We start from the raw sequence: 19,552 nt of genomic DNA, 5'->3' as shown, positions 1-19,552 counted from the left end.
ACAGGAGAGACATCATGAAGAAGCTGAACCTCGCCACCCTCGGCACCGTCGCTGGCGGCTGCTGCGCCCCGGTCTGCTGCCCCCCGCCCTGCGCTCCGGCCTGCCCGCCGGCCCCGACCTGCGGCAGCTCCAAGTCCAAGAAGTGCTGATCCGCTAGCGGCGGATCCGTGCGGGGCCGTTCGCCCAAAAGGACAGAGTTCCAAGGACAGAGTTCTGATGAGCAACGCCCCGCACATTCCCTGGACCTATGCCCGCCTCGCGAGCCTGCCGCTCGCCTGGCGCCGGCGCGCCCTGCGCGCCCTGGTCACCGGCCGCCGTCTCCTCGGCCAGATCGATGGGGATGGCTTCACGGCCACCTTCGAAAGCGTCCTGCGCCTGCCGCGCCGCGAGGCGTCGCGCCTCTCGCGCGAAGCGACGCACCACGACATGGCCTCCGAGATCGAGTGGTGCGCCCTGCACAAGCGCCCGGTCGCCGCCATCCTGCGCGACATCGCCCGGGTGACGGTCACCGATCCGGCGGTGATGGAGCGTGTCGCGGCGACCGGCCGGCCGGTGATCCTGGCGCCCCTCCACATGGGCGCCTACGTGCTCGGCCTCGCCGCCCTGATGCTGCGCTACTTTCCCGGCCGGCCGATGCTGGTCCTGCGCCAGCGCGACGACATGGCCCTGGAGACCGAGGTCATCGAGCGCCTGCGCGAGGTCGATGTCGACGTGCGCTTCCTGAACGTCGGCAACAAGGCCGACTTCCTGTCCGCGGTGCGCTTCGGCCAGAAGGGCGCGGTGATCGTGGTGTTCTGCGACCTCGACCCGTCCTACGGCGCCCCGGCCGAGATGCCGATGTTCGGGCTGCCCTTCCGCTTCGCCTTCGGCGCCGACACGCTGGCCCGCCTCACCGGTGCGACGGTGGTGCCGGTCGCCACCACCATGGACGACCACGGCGACACCATCCGCCTCGGCCAGCCCTTCGAGGTGCGCGGGCAGGCGCCCGAGGAGCGGGCGCAGGTGGCCAGCATCATGCGCCGGCACATCCAGGCCGCCATCTCGGGCCGGCCGGAGCAGTGGCACCTGTGGCCGATGCTCGCCGATTATTTACCCTCGCCTGCCACGGTGCAGGACAACTCTCCGGCAGGCGGGGAGGCGCCGCACGACCTCGCGGCGTGAGGACTCGCGAGCGGATGGTCGATGAGCGAACCCGCGGCGCCTCCCCTCGCGGAGGCCAGTTTCCAGCGTCGGCGGCTCACCGGCACCGTCCACCTCCAGCACGACCGCGGCAGCGTCTGGATGGCGTGGTTCTTCGGTGCGATCATCGTGGTGATCGTCGCCAGCCTGTTCCTCGGCCGCCTCGCCCGCTCCGAATCGGTCCGCGGCTACGTCTCGGCGGCGTCGGGCCTCACCCGCCTCGACGCCCAGGCCGCCGGCATCGTCCGGGACATCACCGTCAAGCAGGGTGACACAGTCAAGCGCGGCCAGCGCCTGATGCAGGTGCAGCTGCGCGAGCAGACGACGGGAGGCGTGTCGACCGTCGGGGCGACGCTCCGCAGCCTGCAGGAGCGGCGCACCAGCCTCGCCGCCGAGCAGGCGCGCCTCTCGGCCTATCTCGACTCGACCCGCGGCGACCGCAACGAGACCGAGCGCAACGTCACGGCGGTGCTGCGTGCCCTCGACGAGCAGGAGCGCACCCTCAAGGAGGGTCTGGCGCAGCAGGAGGACATGGTCGCCCGCGTCGAGGCCTATCTCAAGCAGGGCTATGCCACCCGCGAGACCCTCAACGGCCAGCGCCGCGCCGCCCTCGATTATGCCCGCCAGATCGCCGAATTGCGCGCCCGCCGGGCCGAGCTGCGGCAGAGCACTTCCGAGCGCCTGCGCGCCCAGCGCGCCGGCGACACCGAGAAGGCGGCCCAGCTCGCCACCACCCGCAACGAATTGAGCGCCATCGAGGCGCAGATCACCGCGCTCGGCGCCCAGTCGCGCATCGACGTCGTGGCCCCCACCGACGGCCAGGTCGCCGGGCTCTACGTCCAGCCCGGCGATTCGGTGACCGCCGACCAGGTGGTGGCGATCATCGGCGACACCACGGCCGATCCGCTGATCGTGCTCGAAGTGCCGGCGCGGGCGATCGGGCTGGCCAAGGTCGGCCAGGAGGTGGTGCTGAAATACGACGCCTTCCCGTTCAAGACCTTCGGCATCGCCAAGGGGACGATCACGGTGATCTCCGGCACGCCTTTGCGCAACCCGATGCTGGCCGCCGCCGACGATGGCGGCAGCGCCGGCGACCCGGCCGCCGCCGCGGCGTCGCGGCAATCCGTCTACCGGGTCGAGGTGCGGCCCGAGGCCCGCACCATGCGCGCCTACGGGGTCGACGAGCCGATCCGCATCGGCTCGACCCTCTCGGCCGACATCGTGGTCGAGCGGCGGCGGCTGATCGACTGGATGCTCGATCCGATCCGGGCGATGCGCGGCCGAGGGTGAGCGACCAAGCGGATGAGCGGCAGGGAATGATCCGATGACCGACTGGCTCAAGCGTGCGCTCGCGCGCAAGCGGCGGGTGCGCTCGATCCTCCAGAACGAGGCCAACGAGTGCGGGCTCGCGGCGCTCGCGATGGTGGCGAACTACCACCGCCACGACATCGACCTCGCCTATCTGCGGGCGTTGTTCCCGCTGTCGCGCAACGGCATGACGCTCGCCAGCATCGTGTCGCTGGCCGACAGCCTCGACCTCGACGCCAGCGGCTACGCCCTCGACGGCGTGACCGAGCTGGAGCAGGTGGCCCTGCCGGCGATCCTGCACTGGCGCGGCAACCACTTCGTGGTGCTGGAGAAGATTGCGCGCGGCCGATACCACATCCAGGATCCCGAATTCGGCCTGCGCATCTACGAGCGGGCCGACATGGAGCGTCTGTTCGGCGGCATCGTGCTCGAATTCGCCCCCCGGATGGATTTTCGCGTCATCAAGGTCGGCGACCGGCTCAAGCTGTTCGACATCCTGCGCAGCGCCCGGGGCTTGAGCGGCACGGTATGGCAGATCACCCTGGTGTCGGTGGCGATCTCGCTCCTCGGCCTCACCACCCCGGTGCTGCTCCAGATCGCCCTCGACGTGGTGATCCCGCAGGTCGACCTCGACCTGATGCAGATGCTGGCCGCCGGCCTGATCCTGATGATGCTGTTCGAGGCGTTCGGGCAGTGGCTGCGCGGCTTCATCGCGCTGCGCGCCTCGACGCTGCTCCAGCTCCAGTTCACCCGCAACGTCGTGGGCCACGCGCTGCGCCTGCCGCTGAGCTATTTCGAGCTGCGCCATCCGGGCGACTTCGTCACCCGGATCCAGTCGATCGACACGATCCGCAACTTCATGGTCGGCGGGATGGTCACGTCGTTCGCCGATATCGGCACGTCGTTCCTGCTGGTCGGGCTGATGTACTATTATTCACCCGCGATGGCGTCGATCACGCTGGCGACGCTGGCCGCCGTGCTGGCGATGCGCTTCGTCACCTTCCCGACCCTCGACCGGGCCACCGCCGGCTCGCTCGAGGCGCGGTCGCAGGAGCAGGCGGGCCTGATCGACGGGTTGCAGCGCATCGGCAGCCTGAAGGCGCATAACAGCACCGAACTCTTCGCCATGAACTGGTTCGAGAGCTTCGCGCGCTTCGCCAACCTCGATTTCCGGGCGAAGAAGGCCACCCTCGACGCCGAGTTCCTGATGCACGTGGTCATCGCGATCAGCACCGTGGCGACGCTCTATCTCGGCATCACCGGCGTCATCAAGAACACCCTGACGATCGGCACGCTCTACGCCTTCATCGCGTTGCGCACCGACTTCTTCGACCGCGTCAACCACCTGACCACCAGCCTGCTCCAGCTCGCCACCCTCAAGGTCCACGTCGCGCGCCTCGACGACGTGATCGGACACGCGCCGGAGGAGGGCCTGCACGAGGCGACCTTCCACCGGGCGATCCGCAAGGAGATCCGGGTCGAGGACGTCACCATCCGGTTCGGCCGCGGCGACGAGCCGATCCTGACCGGCGCCTCCCTCACCATCGATGTCGGCCGCTGCGAGACGATCGCGATCGTCGGCGCCTCGGGCTCGGGCAAGTCGTCGCTGATGCGGATCCTGGCGAGCCTCACCGAGCCCGCCGCCGGCTCCGTCACCGTCGACGGCGTGCCGATCAGCCAGTTCGGCAAGCGCGAGTACCGGGCCAATCTCGGCGTCGTCTTCGCCGATGACGGGCTGTTCGCCGGCACGGTCGCCGACAACCTGTCGCTGTTCGATCCCGCCGTGTCGCATGCCGAGATGGAGGCGGCCCTGACCCGGGTCGGCCTGCGCGAGGAGATCGAGCGGCTGCCGCAGGGCTACGCGACCCATGTCTCGGAGGAGGGCAGCGTCCTCTCCACCGGCCAGCGCCGCCGCCTGCTCCTCGCCCGCGCCATCTGCCGCCGGCCGCGGCTGATGCTCCTCGACGAGGTCACGGCGAATCTCGACCCGGCGACGGAAGTCGCCCTGGTGGAGAGCCTGAAGGGCGTGAAGGCCGCCAAGGTCTTCATCACCCACAGCGAGCGCCTGCTCGATCAGGTCGACCGGGTGTTCCGGATCGAGAACGGCCGCCTCAGCGAGGATCCGCGTCCGCCGGCCAAGCCCGGCGGGCCCGTGTCGGAGGCGGCGTGAGGGCGATCGCGACGACAAGAGCGGCGCGGTCGTCTCCTCGCCGCGCCCCATCCCGGGCAAGCCCGGCACTGCTCCCGACAGCGTCCGGGCAACCCCGGAATCGGCACCATGGCACCGGGACGATCGGCCTGGGTCAGCGGATGCCGCCGCTGGCGGTGATCACCTCGCCGGTGAGCCAGCGGGCGTCGTCGGAGGCGAGGAACGCCACCACCCCGGCGATATCGTCCGGCTGACCGGCACGGCCGAGCGGCGTTTGCGCGACGAGGCCGGTCTCCATGTCGGACCCGACGATCCCGGCCGTATGGGTCCCCTCGGTCACCACGAAGCCCGGGCTGACCACATTCACCCGGATCTTGCGGGGGGCCAGCTCATTGGCGAGGACGCCCGAGATGGCGTTCACCGCGCCCTTGGTCCCGGCATAGACAGCGGCGGCGGGCGTATGCACATGCGTGATGGCCGACGAGATGTTCACGATGCTGCCGCCTTCGCCGAGATGTTTCGCGGCCGCCTGCGTCGTCAGCAGGACCCCGAGCACGTTGACGTCGAACTGGCGGCGGTAATGATCCTCGGTCAGTTCCTCGAGCGGCGCGAAGCCATAGATGCCGGAGTTGTTGACCAGGATGTCGAGCCGGCCGAACTGCCTCACCGCCGCCTCGATCAAGCCTTGTGCCTCGGGCGCCTTGGTCACGTCGGCCGCGACGGCGACGGCCCGGCCGCCGGCCGCAACGATGGCCGCGACGACAGCCTCGGCTCCCGCGCGGCTGGACGCATAGTTCACCACCACGGCCGCGCCCTCCTTCGCCAGCGCCTTGGCGATGCCGGCACCGATGCCCTTCGAGGCGCCGGTGACGACGGCGACCTTGCCCGCGAGCTTCGACATGTGTGTGACTCCGCGTTATGGGCCAGCCCCGGGGTGGAGGCCACGTTCCCATAGTTCGGAACTTCGGAACTATCGGAGCCGATTTCAAGACCCTCTATGGATGGATGATGAGACCCCTGTTTCACCCCGCGATCGAGGACGTGAGGCCGGAGGCGATCCTGCACGCGCTCGCCGACCCCCACCGTGCGGCCATCTTCGCCACGATCATGCGGGCGGGCTGCGTCGAGGCGTGTTCGGCCCTCTCGGTCGTCGGCGATCGCGTGATCCCGAAGTCGTCGTTGTCCAACCACTTCAAGGTGCTGCGGGAAGCCGGCTTGATCCGCAGCGAGCGCCATGGGGTCGAGGTGCGCAATGCGTCCCGCTGGACCGAGGTGGAAGGCCGCTTTCCCGGTCTGCTGACGGGCATCATCAATGCCTACGCGGCGGCTGCCGGCGCGCGCGAGCGCGAGCGCGGGCCGGCCGATCCGCGGTGAGTCTTACCGCGGTTCCGCTTCTGCGCGCGAGACGCGCAGCGCCGGCGCGGGCGGAGCCTCGCTTCTGCGCAGGGCAGGCGCCGCCTCGACGGGGGCCGCGGCCAGCGAGCGGCGCAGGGCCGGCGGCGGCGGCGGAGCGACCGACTCGAACCGCCGGGCGGGGGAACCGCCCGGGGAGGCGTCGAGCAGGGCCGCCGCCGCCGCCAGTTGCAGCGACTGCGCGTCACGCTCGTTCAGGACCGTTTCCGCCGCCACCTCGGCATTGGCGAGTTCGCCCCGGATGTTCAATTCGTCGAGGACGGTCCGAAAGCCCGCCGCCCGCTCGATCCCGAAGCCCCGCATCGTCTCGCGCAACTCGCGGATGCGGGCCAGGAGCTGGGTATATTGCTCGGCGGTGGCCTGGCGGCGCGCGAAGGCGATGCGGGCCGAGGTGAGGGTGGCGAGTTCCTTGTCCTGCGCCTCGTAGCCGCGCTGGAGCGCCAGGGCCGAAGCCTCGCCGATCCGCGGCAGGCTGCCGGGCTCGTAGATTGGCACCGTGGCGACGATCCGGGTCGTGGTGTCGGTGATCCGGTCGAGCACCGGGCTGTAGCCGAGCTGCGCGACCTTCGAGAATTGCAGGTTGACCTTGGGCAGCAGGTCGGCGACCGCGGCCTTCGCCTGATAGCCCGCGGCCTCCGCCTCGAGCTGGGAGGCGGCAATGTCGGGATTGGCCTTGCGCACCAGCTCGGCAAAGGCGTCGGCGCTGCGCGGCAGCCCATCGGGGAGGCGCGGGGGCAGCATCCGCTCCGGCGCCATCCGGGTCAGTCGGGTGAATTCGAGCCGGGAGGCCGTGAGGTCGGCCTGGGCGCGGATCCGCAGGGCCTCGGCCTCCTGCACCCGCGAGCGGGCCAACGCCACGTCGGTGCGGGTGGCGTCGTTGAGTTCGAACTGCTTGTCGGTGAAGGCGGCGATGCGCCGGATCGCGGTGAGCTGCGCGTCGCGGGCGGCGAGGATCCGGGTGTCGCGCAACACCGCGATATAGGCGACGGCGGTGTCGAGCAGCACCTGCTGGCGGCGGCCGATCAGGAGCAGCCGGCCCGACTCGGCCAGCGTCCGGGCGGTCTGGTAGCTGTTCCAGCGCCGGAACCCGTCGAAGAGCGGCAGGCTGGCGCTGATGCCGACCACCGTCGGGGCCCGCCGCGGCGTCGCGTCGAGCCCGACCACCGGCGGCGCGGCATCCGGCGAATAGGTGATCTGGCTCTTGATCGGCCGGTCCGCCGTGAAGGCGACGGTGGGCATGAAGGCGTCGATGGCGCCGCGCAGGCGCTCCTCGGCCCCGTCCTGGCGGGCCCGCTCGGCCCGCAGCACGAAGCTCGATTCGAGCGCCGCCGCGGAGGCCTCGTCGAGGCTCTGCGCCCGGGCCGTTGCGGCGGAGCCCGCCAGGATCGCCAGGACGCAGCCCAGCCTCTCCAACCTCGCGCGCCGCACCGGCATCTGATCTCCGAAGGACTTGGGAGCGCCGACCGCCTCCCCAGGGTTCAGCCCGGAGAGAACGCTGCGAACGGCCACTCTCTTCTTCGCGCAACAGCGTGAACGAAGCCTTACCCGCCGACGCGAACCCGCGCCGCCACCGGCCGCCCAGGATGACGACACCGCATTCACCAGGATGACGTCCGCAAATCCCGCCGCGCCGCGATCATGTCCTGGCTCTGATACCAACAGTCGTTGAAGGCGATCTTTGATTCGGCTCTCGATTTTTTGCCAGGTCTTTGGCTTGAGTTCGGGAATTCAAGACGGATCAATGGCCCGATGGGTCAGCATCCTGGGCTTTTGGTCTGATCTCGACAGGCACGCCATCGGCCCTGGCTCAACCCAGGTGAAGGCGGCCGGGCCGTCCGTCTGCCATGCCGACGGCATGGACCTGCGCAACGCCGCCGCCCGAGGCGATCGCCTCACCGTCTCGGATCCGCGCCTCTGGATCGTGCTGGCCCTGGCACTGATCTTCGTCGGCCTCGGCATCCTGTTTCTGGCGGCGCCGTCGCTGGGGGCGCTGATCTACGGCGTGCCGGAGCCCGACGGGATCGGCCGCACCCTCCTGCGGGCGATCGGCGCGCGGGACGCCGCCCTCGCGCTCCACCTTGCCGGCCTGAGCCTCGTCTCGACCCGGCGCGCCGTGGCGATCGTGCTGGCGGGAAGCCTCGTCATCCCGGCCTGCGACCTCGCCCTCATCCTGTCCGCCGGGACGGCCGCGTGGTGGCAGGTGGCCTTGCACGGGATGAGCGCCGGGGTGCTGGCGCTCGTCGCCCTCTGGCTCACCGACCGCGGCCCTCCCCTCGGCCCGAGATGCTGGCGCATCGGCCGGTGAGTCATCTCGAATTTTCGACTCCACGCCAGGGGCTTGGCGACAATTCGAGCACGGAACCAAAGGTCGTTGTCAACGACCGCTGGTCTCAATCGGCGTAGTCCGGCTCCTCCCGGTCGAGCCGCCGGCGGACCGCCGCGAGGTGGAGGCGGGCCGATTCGGGATCGCCCTCGCGCATCTGGCGGGAGGCGGCCTCGGCGATGGCGGGAGCGACCGGCAGGACCGGACGGCCGGTCGAGAGGGCGAGCACCTGAACCTCGGCCGCACGCTCCAGGTAATAGAGGTCGTCCCAGGCTTCCGCGATGGTGGGCCCGAGCACCATCACGCCGTGGTTCTTCATGAACACGATGTCGGCCTCGCCGACGCTGTCGGCGATGCGGTCGCCCTCGGCGCTGTCGAGGGCCAGCCCGTTGTAGTTCCGGTCGAAGGCGGTGCGGCCGTAGAACTTGAGCGCCGTCTGCCCGGCGAAGATCAGGGGATCGCCCTCGGTCATCGAGAGGGCGGTGGCGTAGGGCATGTGGGTGTGGAACGCCACGCGGGCCCGCGGGATGCGCGCGTGCAGCCGGGCATGGATGTAGAAGGCGGTGGCCTCGGGCTGGCCCCCGCCCGCCACGACATTGCCGTGGAAGTCGCAGACCAGGAGCTTCGAGGCGGTGAGTTCCGCGAAGGCGTAGCCATAGGGGTTGACGATGAAGAGGTCGTCGTAGCCCGGCACCATCGCCGAGAAATGGTTGCAGATGCCCTCTTCCAGGCCGTACCGCGCCGCCATGCGGAAGCAGGCGGCCAGGTCCTCCTTGGCCCGGCGCACCTCGGGCCCGGCCAGGTCGGGCTGGTTGAGGCCGTCGGGGAGCCGCTCGCCGGCCGGCGCGCCCAGTGCGTGAGCCATGGTGTCCGTGTCTCCTTCGCCGTCGCGGCGGTTCACGATGGCGAATCCTGGCGGAAGCCGGACCCGCTTGTCCATCGCCTCGCAGTCTCAGCGGTCGGCGCGCAGGTGCGCCAGCAGGGCCGGGGTGGCGTAGCCGTCCGCCGGCAGCCCGGCGGCGATCTGGTAGCGCCGCACCGCCTCGCGCAGTTTCGGCCCGGCCCGGCCGTCGAACGGGCCGTCATAGAGCGCCTTCGCGGCGAGCCCGCGCTGGAGCGCCGTGAGCCCGGCCTGGTCGAGGCGCGGCCCGGTCGGCCAGGGCGCGGCGAGGGCAGGGCCCCCGGCGATCCGGTCGGAGAAATGGCCCACCGCCAGCGCGTAGGAATCCGAGGTGTTGTAGGCGCGGATCGCCTCGAAATTGGCGGTGATCAGGAAGGCCGGCCCGCCAGCGCCGCCGGGCAGGAAAAGGCTCGCCTCGCCGGATTCCGGCAGGGCGTCGCCATCGAGGCTCCGGACCCCGCGCCGGGCGAAATCGGAGAACGGGCCGCGGTAGCGCGAGAGGTCGACATCCGCCGGCAGGGTGACGGCAACGCCCCAGGGCAGCTCGCGGCGCCACCCGGCCTGGCTGAGGAAATTCGCGATCGAGGCGAGTGCGTCCGGCGCCGAATCCCAGATGTCGCGCCGGCCATCGCCGTCGAAATCGACCGCCGCCCGCAGATAGGCCGAGGGCAGGAACTGTGTCTGGCCCATGGCGCCGGCCCAGGAGCCGCGCATCCGCTCCGGCGTCACGTCGTGATGATCGAGGATCTCCAGCGCCGCCAGGAGTTCGTCGCGGAACAGCTCGCCGCGATGGCGCGCCTCGGCCAGGGTGGCGAGAGACCGGATCACCGGCATCGTGCCGGCGCTGGCGCCGAAATCCGATTCGATGCCCCAGAAGGCGAGCAGCACCGGGCCGGGCACGCCGTACCGCGCCTCGATCGCCGCCAGGGTCTCGGCGCGCCGCGCCGCTTCCGCCCGCCCGCGGGCGATGCGGCCGGCGGAGACCGCTCCGGTCAGGTACTCCCAGACCGGGCGGCCGAACTCGCCCTGGCGGCGCAGGCGCGCCAGCACCGCCGGATCCGGGGTGACGCCCCGGAAGGCGGCGTCGAAGGTCGCCCGTGAGACGTTTCGCGATGCGGCCGCCGGCCACAGCTCCTCGACGAAGGCCCGGAAATCGCCCGCGCGGACGGGCGCGGCGAGGACCAGGGCGGCGCCGAGGGCAAGCGCGCCGCGCAGGGCGAACCGGGTGCGGAGCATGGATCAGACCCGGTTGCGACGGGCCAGAGCCTCTTCCCAGGCGAGCGCCTGGGTCACGATCGCCCGCAGGTCGTCGTGCTGCGGCACCCAGCCCAGCTCGGCCCGGATCCGGTCGGCCCCGGCGACGATCCGCGACGGGTCGCCGGCGCGGCGCGGCGACAGCGTGACCGGGAAATCGACGCCGGAGACCGACTTCACCACGTCGATCACCTCGAGCACCGAATAGCCGCGGCCGTAGCCGCAATTGAGCGTCAGGCTCTCACCGCCCCGACGCAGATGGTTGAGCGCCACGAGATGGGCGGCGGCGAGGTCGGAGACCTGGATGTAGTCGCGCAGGCACGACCCGTCCGGGGTCGGATAATCGGTGCCGAACACCTCAAGATGGCTGCGCTTGCCGAGGGCGGCTTGCGTCGCGACCTTGATGAGATGGGTGGCGTTCGGGGTCGACTGGCCCGAGCGGCCGCGCGGATCGGCCCCCGCCACGTTGAAGTAGCGCAGGGCGACGTAGCTGATGCCGTGGGCGCGGGCGGCGTCCTCCAGCATCCACTCGGTCATCAGCTTCGAGCGGCCATAGGGGTTGATCGGGTTCGGCGTCAGATCCTCGGGCACCGGGACGACCGCCGGCTCGCCGTAGACGGCCGCGGTCGAGGAGAAGATCACGTGGCGCACGCCGGCCCCGATCGCCGCCTCGATCAGCGCCCGCGACTTGACCGTGTTGGCAAGGTAGTAGCCGAGGGGATCCGACACCGAATCCGGCACCACGATCTTGGCGGCGAAGTGGGCGAGCGCGTCGATTCCGTGTCGGCGGATGGTCTCGGCCACCAAGGTCTGGTCGGCGACGTCGCCGCGCACCAGCGTGACCTCCGGCGGCAGGGCCCAGTCGAAGCCGGTCGAGAGATCGTCGAGGACCACGACTTCCTCGTGTCCGGCGTCGATCAGGGCGAGCACCATGTGGCTGCCGATATAGCCGGCCCCACCCGTGACAAGTACCGCCATTCCGTCCGCTCCCCGGCGTGAGACGGGTTGATCCATAACCCGCAATGCTTCAGCGTCAATTAAGCTGTCCGATGGCAAGGGTGCAAAGGGGGAGGAGGTCCGCCGGGCGTGAGACGCCCGGGGATGCCCGCCCCGCCGGGCGGTCCGGCAGCTCCTCGGTGTTCACGGGATCACGCATGATGAAGCGCATTCGCAAGGCCGTCCTCCCGGTTGCCGGTCTCGGCACCCGCTTCCTGCCGGCGACCAAGGCGGTGCCCAAGGAGATGCTGACCGTCGTCGACCGCCCGGTGGTGCAGCACGTGGTCGACGAGGCGCGCGAGGCCGGCATCGAGCACTTCATCTTCGTCACCGGCCGCGGCAAGGCCGTCATCGAGGACCATTTCGACATCGCCTACGAGCTCGACCGGACCCTTCAGGAGCGCGGCAAGCACGACGCCTACGAGGCGCTGAAGAAGGACCTGCCGGCAGCCGGCCAGACCAGCTTCACCCGCCAGCAGGAGCCGCTGGGCCTCGGCCACGCGGTGTGGTGCGCCCGCGAGATCGTCGGCGACGAGCCGTTCGCGGTGATCCTGCCCGACATGCTCAGCCGCGGCAGCATGGTGCAGATGCTCGCCGCCTACGAGACCCATGGCGGCAACATCATCGCCGTCGAGGAGGTCGCCCCCGACCAGACCCACCAATACGGCATCGTCAGCGTCGGCCAGGAATACGGCGACACCTTCGAGATCACCGGCATGGTGGAGAAGCCGCCGAAGGGGACCGCGCCGTCGAACTACATCATCTCGGGCCGCTACATCCTCCAGCCGGAGATCTTCTCCATCCTGGAGCGGGGCGAGCGCGGGGCGGGCGGCGAGATCCAGCTCACCGACGGCATGAAGCGCCTGTCGGAGACACAGAAATTCTACGGCATGCACTACCGCGGCAAGACCTACGACACCGGCTCGAAGCTCGGCTTCCTGGTCGCCAACCTCGCCTACGGCCTGGAGCGGCCGGAACTGCGCGACGCGCTGAGGCAGGAGATCGAAGCGCTGCTGAAGAAGGGCTGAGCCTTGTCCCGCGCCCGCGGCTCCCGGCCGGGGAGCCCGGGCGCGAGGCCAGCCAGAGAAGCTTCGCGATTGCAACGCAATCGTGAAGCGCTTTACACCAACGGTCGAAAGAAAACGACCTTTGGATCCGTTCTCCAATTTTCGCCAAGCCTTTGGCTTAGTATCGAAAATTTGAGATGGTTCATCGGCCTGATGCGTCTGCATCTTGGGCCGATGGTGTTAGTCGTCGTCGAACCAATTGCGGCCGGGCTCGATGCAGCGATAGCCGATCGGGCAGTCCGGCGTGTCGCGGGTCGGCACGAAGGCGTTCCTGGTGATCTGCGTCGGCTCGCAGAAGCTGCGATCGCGCACGAACCGGTCGTAGGTATGGCCGCCGGTGCCGAGCACCGCGGCGCCCTGGGCGGAGAGGAAGCCCCGCGCCTGGCCACAGGTCATGGCGAGGGTCGAGGGGCGGCCTTGGGCGAGGGCCGCCATCGGCATGCTCACGAGGGTGCAGGCAGCCAGCAGGATCAGGCATTGTCGAGGATCGGCGGGCACGGGCGGCGCTCCCGGGGTGAGGAGCGCAGCCAACGCGCCTGGCACCGGCCCGGATCCCACCGCCCCTACTGCGTCAATTGCCCCACGCTCAGGATCGCCCCCATCACCGAGATGATGAGCCCGCCGATCAGCCCGCCGATCGCCACCGTCACCAGGGGGGTGAGCAGGGCGAGCAGACGGTCGATGCGCTGGCGGGTCTCGGTCTCGTGCATCTCGGCGGCATGGATGAGGACGCTGCCGAGGCGGTTCACCTGCTCGCCGCTGGCGATGAGGTTGAGGGTCGAGGCGGCGTAGGGCTTGAGCGAGGACAACCCCGAGGCGAGGCTGCCGCCCTCGGCCAGCCGCCGCCCGGCCTCGTCGAGGGCCTGGCGAAACACCCGGTTGCCGGCGAGCGGGCGGGTCGCCGCGACCGCGTCGGGAATCGGCACCTCGGCGGTGAGGAGCGTGCCGAGCACCCGACAGAACCGGCCGCATTCGATGCCGACCACGATCTCGCGCACCAGCGGCAGGCGGAGCGCCCATCGCGCGCGGGCCGCCGCGAAGCCGGGCATCGGCCACGCCCGGGCGAGCCCGACGACCACGAGCGCGACGCCGCCGAGGAGGACGGGCCAGGTGGAGGAGAGCGTGTCGCCGAGCCAGGCGGCGGCGCGGATCGCGAAGGGCGGCGCCTGGCCGCTGCCCTCGAAGAGGGGGGCGAGCGCCGGCACCAGCACGCCGACGATCATCGCCACGGTGCCGACCGCCATGGCGACGAGCAGAGCCGGATAGATCATCGCCGAGACCAGGTGCCGCTTCACCGCGTCGCGGCGCTCGATCGAGGCGGTGAGCGAGCCGACCACATCGACGAGGGTGCCGGTGGCCTCGCCGGCGCGCACGATGTCGACCATGTCGCGCGGGAACGCCTGCGGATGGGCCGCCATCGCCTTCGACAGGGAGGCGCCGGCCACCACCCGCTCCAGCAGATCGGCGAGGACCGGCTTGAGCGCCGGCCCGGCCTGGCGCTCGACGAGGCGCAGGGCCTTGTCGACGGTCAGCCCGGCGCCGACCAGCGTCCCGAACTCGCGCAGGAAGGCGACCCGGGCGGCATCGTTGACCCGGTCGCGCCCGAACAGGTCGCGGCGCCAGAACGGCGCCGGCCCGGCCGCCGCCTGCTCGATCTCGTAGACCTGGAGCCCGTCGACACGCAGCAGCGCCACCGCGCGCTGGCGGGTCTCGGCCTCGATCTTGCCGGTGCGCGAGCGCCCGTCCCCCGCATAGGCTTTGTAGGCGAAGCGCGGCATCTACAAAGTCCCTTCCAGCACCCGCCCGACCTCGTCGAGGGTGGTGTCGCCGTCGAGCACCCGGGCCCGGGCGCTGTCGGCGAGCGTCGTCATGCCGGCCGCGCGGGCCCGGGCGGTCAGGGTCTGCTCGTCGGCGCGATTGGCGATCAGACCGCGCAACTCGCCGTCGAGGGTCATGATCTCCGAGGCGACCATGCGGCCGCGATAGCCGGTGCCGTTGCAGGCCGCACAACCGCGGGCCCGCTTGAGGCTCAACGGGGCCTCAGGGAGAATGCCGAGGCGCAGGCGCTCCTGCGGCGTCGCCGGGGTCGCCTCGGCGCAGGCGCCGCAGAGCCGGCGCACCAGGCGCTGGGCGACCACGCCGTTGAGGGTCGCGGCGATGAGGTAGGGCTCGATGCCCATGTCCATCAGCCGGGTCACGGTGGCGGGGGCGGAGTTGGTGTGCAGCGTCGAGATGACGAGGTGGCCGGTCAGCGCCGCCTGGACGGCGATGCGGGCGGTCTCGCCGTCGCGGATCTCGCCGACCATCACCACGTCCGGGTCCTGGCGCAGGATCGAGCGCAGCGCCGCCGCGAAGTCGAGGCCGATCCCCGGATGGGCCTGGACCTGGTTCACCCCCGCCATCCGGTACTCGACCGGGTCCTCGACGGTGACGACCTTGAGGTGAGGGCCGTTGATCCGGCGGAGCGCGGCGTAGAGCGTGGTGGTCTTGCCGGAGCCGGTCGGGCCGGTGACGAGGACGAGGCCGTTCGGGCGGCTCGTCATCGCGCCGATCTCTTGAATCGCCGCCGCGTCGAAGCCGAGCGCGGAAAAGTCCTCGACCCGGCGCGAGCCGTCGAGGACACGCAGAACCACGCTCTCGCCATGCGCCGTCGGCAGGGTCGAGACGCGGATGTCGACGTCCTGGCCGCGGTCGGGGGCCTGCATGCGCCCGTCCTGGGGCAGGCGCCGCTCGGCGATGTTGAGGCCGGCCTGGATCTTGATGCGGGTGGTCAGCGCCAGCTGCACCGATTTCGGCAGCCGCTCGGATTCGACCAGCACGCCGTCGACCCGGTAGCGCACCCGCATGTCGGCCTCCTCCGCCTCCAGGTGGATGTCGGAGGCCGACACTTCGAACGCCTTGCGCACCAGCCGCGCCGCGAGGCGCACGATCGGCGCCTGGCTCGCCACGTCGGCGAGCCGCGCGAGGTCGTCGTCGCTCCCCGCCTCGCCCTCCTCGGCGACGTCGCCGTAGACGGCGCGGTGGGCCCGCTCGAAGCTGCCCGGGCCGACCAGGCGGAAGGCCACCGGCCGGTCGACGAGATGCTCCAGCGCCCGGCCGGTCTCGGGCTCGAACGGATCGACGAGCGCGACGACCAGGCGGTCGGGCTCGGCGGCGAGCGGCAGCACCCTGGCGCGGGCGCAATAATCGGGCGAGAGCAGGTCGGCCAGGACCGGCTCGCCGGGCAGGTCCTCCTGGCGCAGGATCGGCAGGCCGGTCGCCTCCGAGAGGGCGGTGACCAGGGTCGTCTCGTGGACGAGGCCGAGTTCGGTGAGGAGCAGGGGCAGGGGGCGCCGGCCCGGCCCGTCGAGGGCGGCGAGCGCCCGTTCGTGGCCGGCTGCGTCCAGCACGTCGCTCTCCGCGAGCCGGTCGACGAAGGCGCGCAGGTCCTCGGTGCGGCTGCGGGCTGCGTCGCGCCGGTCGGCCCGCGCCCGTCGCGGCCGGGTCTTGCCCGCCCAGATGCTCAGCATCGTCCTGTGCCCCAGAGAGATCGGTAAGAAAAGAAGGGAATCGGCGCGCCGCCGCACGCATTCTCGCGCCGCGTCCTTAAGCGGACGGAAATATCGCGGCGTTAGATCGGTCAGCGACGCCCCCGGCGATCTCGCGGGCACCGGAGCCGACCCGTCTTGCGCGCGCCATCCGCCTCGTCCCAGGCCCCCTCGTCCCTCGCACAGGGCCTGCCGTCGTCGCTCGAAGCCTCGCTGCGCCGGGGCGTCGATGCCGCCGCGCACCTCCTCGGCCTCGCCGAGGCCCGCACCGATCGCGAGCCGGCCGTACTGATCCTGCGGCTGGGCGCGCCGCACGAGGCCGGCCTGACGGTGATCGACCGGCGCGACGGACCGGACCGGACCTATCGGCTCGACCTTCACGCGGACGACCTCGCCGGGCAGATCGCCGCGATCCGCGGCGGCCGGCCGGAGGGACGGGCGAAGGTCATCGTCGATCCGGCCGCCTGCTTCATCCGCACCCTGGACCTGCCGAGCGCGGCCCTGCCGCGGATGCGGGCGGTGCTGGCGCAGGAGCTGGAGGCCGCGACCCCGTTCCGCGCCGACCAGGTGTTCAGCGACTGGTACGTCGAGGGCGAGAATCCGGAGACCCGCACCCTGCGGGTCCGCCACATCGTGCTCAAGCGCGCCCGGCTCGGCCCCGTGCTGGCGGCGCTGGCGGGGGCGGGGCTGACGGCGAGCGTCGTCGCGGTCGGTCCGGCGGAGGACCGGACGATGCCGGTCGATCTCCTGTCGAGCGGGCACCATGCGCTGCCGGGGCTCCTGCGCAGCGCCGGCAACCTCGTGCTGGTCGCGGCGACCGGGCTGTTCCTGGTCGGGGCCTGCGTGGGACTGCGCCAGCACCAGGCGGCGACGCTCGCCGCCCTCGACGACGCCTTCGCGACCGCCCGCCGGGCGGCGGCCTCCGGCCTGCCGCCGGCGGTCCAGGCCGGTGCCGCCGCGATCCTGGCGGAGCGCGGCATCCCGCTGGCGCGGGTCTGGGACGCGGTCGCGGCGGCCCTGCCGGACACGGTGTCGGCGCAGAGCCTGCGCCTCACCCAAGCGGGGCTCGAACTGACGCTGCTCGCTCCCGACACGCAGGCGGTGCTCTCGGCGCTGGGGCGGGTGCCGGGCTTCGGTGCTCCGGAGCTGCGGCAAGCCTCTCCCATGGGAGGCGGCCAGCACCTCGTCGTCGCGCTGCCGCGCCGTGCCGCCGGAGCCCGGCCGTGAGGGCGCCGCTCCCCCTCGCCGGGCGGCCGCTGCTCGTCGGTCTGGCCGGGCTCGCCCTCCTCGCCGCCCTCGGCACCGGGCCGGTGCTCGACGCGCTGGCGGCCCAGGACGACATTGCCGCCGCCCGCGACCGCCTGATGCGGGCGCAGGCCGCTGCGGCATCGCCGCCCTCGGCGGCACCGCTGAGCGCGCCGGACGAGGCCGGCCTCGTCGTCGCCTTCCAGGGCCGCCTCACGGCACTGGCGGCGGAGCGGACCGTGCTGGTCGACGGGGCCGGGATCCAGCCGGATCCGGGCCGGCCGACCCTGCCACGGCTCTCGGCCTCCCTCAGGGGCACCGCGGAGGGGCTGCACGGCCTGCTCCAGGCCCTCGAGACCGGCGCCCCCCTGATCGTGCCGGAAGAGGCCGAGCTGAGCGTCGAGCGCCCAGCCGATCCGGAGATCGGGCGAGCCACCGTGATGCGCCTGAACCTCACGGTCCGCGGCGTGCTGCTGACCGCCCCGGTTGCCAAGAGCACGCCGTGAGGAGGCAACGGGACCCGATGAGGAGGTTCACGCCGTGACACGGATCGCACCGCAGCTGCGCGCCACCCTGGCGGCGACCGGGCGCGGGCCGCGCATCGCTTGCGCGATCGGGGCCACCGTGATGCTCGCCGCCTTCGCTTGGCCGGTCGATGGCGGGCCGGTCCCCCCGGCGCGGCGCGTGGCCGAACCGATGCCGCCGGCGGACGAGACCGCCTTGCAGCGCCCGCTCTTCGATTCCGGCCGGCGCCCCTGGACCGCCCGGGGCCCGCGCGACATCCTCGTCGGCGACCCGCCGCGGCCCATGCTGACGGTGCGGGGCATCCTGCTCGACAACACGGTCGCCCGGGTGCTGATCGACGACGGCAGCGGCAGCCAGACCTGGCTCGCCCGCGGGGAGGGGCGGGGCGACTGGCGCGTCACCGAGATCGGGCGCGATCAGGTCACCCTGATCCAGGGGGATCGCCGCTACGTCGCGCATTTCCTCGGTGCCCCGGCGACCCTGCTGCCGGTGGGCGCCAAGCCGGTGGCCGAGGCGGGGCCGGCCCTGCGGCAGTGAGACCAACGGCCCAAGCTGCTGACGCATCGGACCGCTGGCTCACACAACGCATTTGGCAAGATCGGGATTCTGTGCACCGCACCCGCCGCCTTGCTTTTGCATCATTTTGGCTGCCCATGCTGGCCGCGACGCGAGGGGCCGCGCCGGGCTCCGCACGACGATGCACGAGGTCCGATCTTGCCCGCCTCTCCGCCCGCCTCTCCGCCCGCCTCCTTGCCCTCCTCCCTCGATCGCCTCGGCTACGCCCGCAGCCTGCTGGAGCGCCACTCCGCCGAGCGCAGCGGCCCGACCCCGACGCTCGCCGACACGCGAGACGCGAGCCTGCTGCTGTTCTGCGGCGAGGTGCCGGTGCTGCGGGTGACGGAGGACGGCGCCACCTGCCTGCTCGACCCCGCTGATGCGGCCCGGGCCGGCGCGCCCGCCCCCGAGCTGTTCCTCGGCCGGGTCGGCGGCCGGCCGGCCTTCGCCGGCGCGCTGCCGGCGGATGCGGCGGCGCTCTTCTCCGGCGATCCGGCCTACCGGGTGCTCGATGCCCGGTCGATCGCCGTCGAGGGGGCGGTGCCGGCGCCCGAGATGGGGGTGCTCGCCACCGCGAAGTCGCTGCTCGGCTGGCACGCCCGGCACGGCTTCTGCGCCCATTGCGGCCACGCCACCACGCTGTCCTGCGGCGGCTTCCGGCGCGATTGCGGATCGTGCGGCACCGAGCACTTCCCGCGCACCGACCCGGTGGTGATCATGCTGGTGACGCATGGCGATCGCTGCCTGCTCGGGCGCCAGGCCCGGTTCGCCCCGGGCGTCTATTCGTGCCTCGCCGGCTTCCTGGAGCCCGGCGAGACCATCGAGGACGCGGTGCGGCGCGAGACCTTCGAGGAGGCCGGCGTGCGGGTCGGCGCCGTGCGCTACCACCTGTCGCAGCCGTGGCCGTTCCCGTCCTCGCTGATGATCGGCTGCGAGGGCGAGGCCGACGGAGACGCCCTGGTGATCGACCGGACCGAACTGGAGGATGCCCGCTGGTTCACCCGCGACGAGGTGGGGCGGATGCTGGAGCGCAGCCATCCGGACGGCCTGATGACCCCGCCGCCGATGGCGATCGCCCACGCGCTGGTGCGTACCTTCGCGGAGCGCTGA

General features: G+C 71.8%; 18 protein-coding genes. 10 read left to right on the top strand and 8 right to left on the bottom strand.

Going from position 1 to position 19,552, the window contains the following annotated elements; genetic code table 11:
* Nucleotides 1-216 precede the first annotated feature (216 nt).
* From VP06_RS33825 to VP06_RS20185, 3 genes are read left to right on the top strand one after another with little or no spacing between them, the layout of a single operon-like run.
* Nucleotides 217-1,161: an LpxL/LpxP family acyltransferase gene (locus VP06_RS33825; protein ID WP_053081958.1), complete on the top strand. Its 945-nt coding sequence runs from the start codon at nt 217-219 to the stop codon at nt 1,159-1,161.
* A 21-nt stretch (nt 1,162-1,182) separates the two neighbouring features.
* On the top strand, nt 1,183-2,469 hold the full coding sequence (locus tag VP06_RS20190; RefSeq protein WP_053081956.1) for an HlyD family secretion protein: 1,287 nt from the start codon (nt 1,183-1,185) through the stop codon (nt 2,467-2,469).
* 34 nt (nt 2,470-2,503) lie between these two features.
* Nucleotides 2,504-4,657 carry a peptidase domain-containing ABC transporter gene (locus VP06_RS20185; protein WP_048465581.1) on the top strand — a complete coding sequence of 718 codons (2,154 nt, stop codon included), beginning with the start codon at nt 2,504-2,506 and terminating at the stop codon, nt 4,655-4,657.
* Between the two features lie 133 nt (nt 4,658-4,790).
* Here VP06_RS20185 and VP06_RS20180 read toward each other — a convergent pair whose 3' ends face one another.
* Complete coding sequence (locus tag VP06_RS20180) at nt 4,791-5,537, bottom strand: glucose 1-dehydrogenase (protein ID WP_048465580.1); 747 nt, start codon at nt 5,535-5,537, stop codon at nt 4,791-4,793.
* 107 nt (nt 5,538-5,644) lie between these two features.
* Between VP06_RS20180 and VP06_RS20175 the strand changes: the two genes are divergently transcribed.
* Nucleotides 5,645-6,010: an ArsR/SmtB family transcription factor gene (locus tag VP06_RS20175; RefSeq protein ID WP_048465579.1), complete on the top strand. Its 366-nt coding sequence runs from the start codon at nt 5,645-5,647 to the stop codon at nt 6,008-6,010.
* A gap of 3 nt (nt 6,011-6,013) precedes the next feature.
* Here the strand turns inward: VP06_RS20175 and VP06_RS20170 are convergent, their stop codons facing one another.
* On the bottom strand, nt 6,014-7,483 hold the full coding sequence (locus tag VP06_RS20170) for a TolC family protein (RefSeq protein WP_053081954.1): 1,470 nt from the start codon (nt 7,481-7,483) through the stop codon (nt 6,014-6,016).
* A gap of 421 nt (nt 7,484-7,904) precedes the next feature.
* Here VP06_RS20170 and VP06_RS20165 point away from each other — a divergent pair, with 421 nt between their 5' ends.
* Entirely contained in the window at nt 7,905-8,354 is a 450-nt protein-coding gene (locus tag VP06_RS20165) for a DUF4267 domain-containing protein (RefSeq protein ID WP_048465587.1), read from the top strand.
* An 85-nt stretch (nt 8,355-8,439) separates the two neighbouring features.
* Here the strand turns inward: VP06_RS20165 and VP06_RS20160 are convergent, their stop codons facing one another.
* The 3 genes from VP06_RS20160 to galE all read right to left on the bottom strand — a co-directional run bounded on the left by VP06_RS20160 (nt 8,440) and on the right by galE (nt 11,505).
* A complete protein-coding gene (locus tag VP06_RS20160) occupies nt 8,440-9,237 on the bottom strand; it encodes an aldolase (RefSeq protein WP_048465586.1) in 798 nt (265 codons plus the stop codon).
* A gap of 87 nt (nt 9,238-9,324) precedes the next feature.
* Complete coding sequence (locus VP06_RS20155; RefSeq protein WP_156295692.1) at nt 9,325-10,509, bottom strand: lytic murein transglycosylase; 1,185 nt, start codon at nt 10,507-10,509, stop codon at nt 9,325-9,327.
* 3 nt (nt 10,510-10,512) lie between these two features.
* Nucleotides 10,513-11,505 carry a UDP-glucose 4-epimerase GalE gene (gene galE, locus VP06_RS20150; RefSeq protein ID WP_048465578.1) on the bottom strand — a complete coding sequence of 331 codons (993 nt, stop codon included), beginning with the start codon at nt 11,503-11,505 and terminating at the stop codon, nt 10,513-10,515.
* A gap of 179 nt (nt 11,506-11,684) precedes the next feature.
* Here galE and VP06_RS20145 point away from each other — a divergent pair, with 179 nt between their 5' ends.
* Nucleotides 11,685-12,551 carry a UTP--glucose-1-phosphate uridylyltransferase gene (locus VP06_RS20145; protein ID WP_197093242.1) on the top strand — a complete coding sequence of 289 codons (867 nt, stop codon included), beginning with the start codon at nt 11,685-11,687 and terminating at the stop codon, nt 12,549-12,551.
* A gap of 219 nt (nt 12,552-12,770) precedes the next feature.
* Here VP06_RS20145 and VP06_RS20140 read toward each other — a convergent pair whose 3' ends face one another.
* The 3 genes from VP06_RS20140 to VP06_RS20130 form a co-directional block, all read right to left on the bottom strand.
* Nucleotides 12,771-13,031, bottom strand: a complete 261-nt coding sequence (locus VP06_RS20140; protein WP_156295693.1) for a hypothetical protein — start codon at nt 13,029-13,031, stop codon at nt 12,771-12,773.
* Between the two features lie 122 nt (nt 13,032-13,153).
* The gene (locus VP06_RS20135; RefSeq protein WP_048465575.1) at nt 13,154-14,368 is read right to left on the bottom strand and encodes a type II secretion system F family protein; all 1,215 of its coding nucleotides are present in this window, start codon (nt 14,366-14,368) and stop codon (nt 13,154-13,156) included.
* Entirely contained in the window at nt 14,369-16,099 is a 1,731-nt protein-coding gene (locus tag VP06_RS20130) for a GspE/PulE family protein (protein WP_048465574.1), read from the bottom strand.
* A 156-nt stretch (nt 16,100-16,255) separates the two neighbouring features.
* On the opposite strand from VP06_RS20130, the gene VP06_RS20125 reads away from it, so the two are divergent.
* The 4 genes from VP06_RS20125 (at nt 16,256) to nudC (ending at nt 19,552) form a co-directional block, all read left to right on the top strand.
* Nucleotides 16,256-17,344: a hypothetical protein gene (locus VP06_RS20125; protein WP_048465573.1), complete on the top strand. Its 1,089-nt coding sequence runs from the start codon at nt 16,256-16,258 to the stop codon at nt 17,342-17,344.
* The gene (locus VP06_RS20120) at nt 17,341-17,868 is read left to right on the top strand and encodes a GspMb/PilO family protein (RefSeq protein ID WP_048465572.1); all 528 of its coding nucleotides are present in this window, start codon (nt 17,341-17,343) and stop codon (nt 17,866-17,868) included. Before VP06_RS20125 ends, VP06_RS20120 begins: the two co-directional genes overlap by 4 nt.
* A gap of 34 nt (nt 17,869-17,902) precedes the next feature.
* Nucleotides 17,903-18,424, top strand: a complete 522-nt coding sequence (locus tag VP06_RS20115) for a hypothetical protein (protein WP_048465571.1) — start codon at nt 17,903-17,905, stop codon at nt 18,422-18,424.
* A gap of 213 nt (nt 18,425-18,637) precedes the next feature.
* Nucleotides 18,638-19,552, top strand: a complete 915-nt coding sequence (nudC, locus tag VP06_RS20110; RefSeq protein ID WP_048465584.1) for an NAD(+) diphosphatase — start codon at nt 18,638-18,640, stop codon at nt 19,550-19,552.

It is taken from the genome of Methylobacterium aquaticum, assembly GCF_001043915.1.
Lineage (GTDB): Bacteria > Pseudomonadota > Alphaproteobacteria > Rhizobiales > Beijerinckiaceae > Methylobacterium > Methylobacterium aquaticum.
Note: the sequence above shows the minus strand (reverse complement) of the source record. Positions and strands in the feature narration are given on the sequence as shown.

What these genes read in the sequence shown, in the direction of transcription:
- VP06_RS20165 (WP_048465587.1), top strand. Translation starts at nt 7,905, where the DNA reads ATGGACCTGCGCAACGCCGCCGCCCGAGGCGATCGCCTCACCGTCTCG.
- VP06_RS20145 (WP_197093242.1), top strand. Translation starts at nt 11,685, where the DNA reads ATGAAGCGCATTCGCAAGGCCGTCCTCCCGGTTGCCGGTCTCGGCACC.
- VP06_RS20155 (WP_156295692.1), bottom strand. Translation starts at nt 10,509, where the DNA reads ATGCTCCGCACCCGGTTCGCCCTGCGCGGCGCGCTTGCCCTCGGCGCC.
- VP06_RS20130 (WP_048465574.1), bottom strand. Translation starts at nt 16,099, where the DNA reads ATGCTGAGCATCTGGGCGGGCAAGACCCGGCCGCGACGGGCGCGGGCC.
- VP06_RS20185 (WP_048465581.1), top strand. Translation starts at nt 2,504, where the DNA reads ATGACCGACTGGCTCAAGCGTGCGCTCGCGCGCAAGCGGCGGGTGCGC.
- galE (WP_048465578.1), bottom strand. Translation starts at nt 11,505, where the DNA reads ATGGCGGTACTTGTCACGGGTGGGGCCGGCTATATCGGCAGCCACATG.
- VP06_RS20170 (WP_053081954.1), bottom strand. Translation starts at nt 7,483, where the DNA reads ATGCCGGTGCGGCGCGCGAGGTTGGAGAGGCTGGGCTGCGTCCTGGCG.
- VP06_RS33825 (WP_053081958.1), top strand. Translation starts at nt 217, where the DNA reads ATGAGCAACGCCCCGCACATTCCCTGGACCTATGCCCGCCTCGCGAGC.
- VP06_RS20140 (WP_156295693.1), bottom strand. Translation starts at nt 13,031, where the DNA reads ATGCCGATGGCGGCCCTCGCCCAAGGCCGCCCCTCGACCCTCGCCATG.
- VP06_RS20175 (WP_048465579.1), top strand. Translation starts at nt 5,645, where the DNA reads ATGAGACCCCTGTTTCACCCCGCGATCGAGGACGTGAGGCCGGAGGCG.
- VP06_RS20160 (WP_048465586.1), bottom strand. Translation starts at nt 9,237, where the DNA reads ATGGCTCACGCACTGGGCGCGCCGGCCGGCGAGCGGCTCCCCGACGGC.
- VP06_RS20180 (WP_048465580.1), bottom strand. Translation starts at nt 5,537, where the DNA reads ATGTCGAAGCTCGCGGGCAAGGTCGCCGTCGTCACCGGCGCCTCGAAG.
- VP06_RS20135 (WP_048465575.1), bottom strand. Translation starts at nt 14,368, where the DNA reads ATGCCGCGCTTCGCCTACAAAGCCTATGCGGGGGACGGGCGCTCGCGC.
- VP06_RS20190 (WP_053081956.1), top strand. Translation starts at nt 1,183, where the DNA reads ATGAGCGAACCCGCGGCGCCTCCCCTCGCGGAGGCCAGTTTCCAGCGT.